1 protein-coding gene and 1 pseudogene are annotated in these 1,459 nt (G+C 43.5%); both read left to right on the top strand.

The genetic code is table 11. The features are described 5' to 3' along the window. A pseudogene (locus A3729_RS08490) lies at positions 1-197 on the top strand (ABC transporter permease); the annotation flags it as partial. A gap of 63 nt (positions 198-260) precedes the next feature. Beyond that, positions 261-1,103: an ABC transporter ATP-binding protein gene (locus A3729_RS08485; RefSeq protein ID WP_068553593.1), complete on the top strand. Its 843-nt coding sequence runs from the start codon at positions 261-263 to the stop codon at positions 1,101-1,103. The last annotated feature ends 356 nt before the right edge of the window (positions 1,104-1,459 follow it).

Genomic DNA, 1,459 nt, shown 5'->3' with positions numbered 1-1,459 from the left:
TGTTGATCGCCGCAGAAATGTTGGCCCAAAACCCAGGCCTTGGAAAGTTCGTTTGGGATGAATTCCAGAATGGTAGTTCAGATTCACTAAGTAGAATTATGGCAGCAGTCGTTGTAATTGGTTTTATCGGATTCTTGTTAGATCGCGCAATGTTACAAATACAAAAGCGAGTGTCTTGGGATAATAAAGGCCTTTAAGCCTTAACCTGCCCGAACAGCTACAAGTAACGAAATACGATTGAATTTATTGAGGATAGAATTATGAGCGCATTATTAGATATTAGTCATATAGATATGGTCTTTCCGACACCAAAGGGGCCGTTCACAGCGCTGCAGGACGTGAGTTTACAAATTAAAAAGGGCGAGTTTGTATCGCTTATCGGACACTCGGGTTGTGGTAAGTCAACCGTTTTGAACGTTGTCGCTGGCCTACATCAGGCAACCAATGGCGGTGTAGTTCTTAGCGGCAAAGAAGTGACAGAACCAGGACCTGAGCGGGCCGTTGTCTTCCAAAATCATTCTCTATTGCCGTGGTTGACGGCGTATGAAAATGTTGAGCTGGCCGTTAAGCAAGTATTCGGAAAAACTAAGTCAAAAGCAGAAACTAAAGAGTGGGTAGAACATAATCTTCACTTGGTTCATATGGATCACGCTATGTATAAGCGTCCTGACGAAATATCAGGGGGTATGAAGCAGCGTGTGGGTATCGCTCGTGCTTTGGCGATGCAGCCAGAGATTTTGTTAATGGATGAGCCATTTGGCGCGCTAGATGCCCTGACCAGGGCGCATATGCAAGACTCCTTAATGGAGATCCAGAATGAGCTGAATAATACCGTTATTATGATCACCCATGATGTTGATGAAGCAGTTTTGCTGTCAGATAGAATTGTCATGATGACTAATGGCCCAGCGGCAACGATTGGTGAAATATTAGATGTTGGTCTTGAACGCCCTCGTGATCGATTGGCCTTAGCAGAAGACCCAGAATACGTTCACCTTCGATCAGAAGTTCTAAAGTTCCTGTACGAAAAACAACGAAAAGTTGAACCGATTAGTGCCTCAGTAAAAAAAACTAAAGCTGCCTCAGGTATTGCGGCAGCGTAAGACAAGTTAATCATTACTCCCGTTTACAATGGCGTAAACATAGGGGGTAGGTGGACAACGGCGTTCACAAGTAATGCGACACGAGAAAACTGTTGAGTAGAGGCTCAGTAGTTATCTCACAGCGCATTGTTTGTGAGCGCTTTTTTAATGCCTTAAGAATTAGTAAAGCCATATTTATAGCGAGGGTCACAGCATAAACAAAGAATGACTGACTTATGCTTGGCCTTTAAAAAAGTAACTAGGAGATGTAAATGAAAAAACGTTCAATTAGCCTATTAAGCACAGCAATCGCTACGATCATTGCTTCGAGTAGCGTTGTCGCTGCACCAGAAACGATTACTGAGGCGATTACAGGT

The organism is Oleiphilus sp. HI0043 (assembly GCF_001634935.1).
The sequence above is the reverse complement of the archived record's forward strand: the minus strand, read 5'-3'. Positions and strand labels throughout refer to the sequence as shown.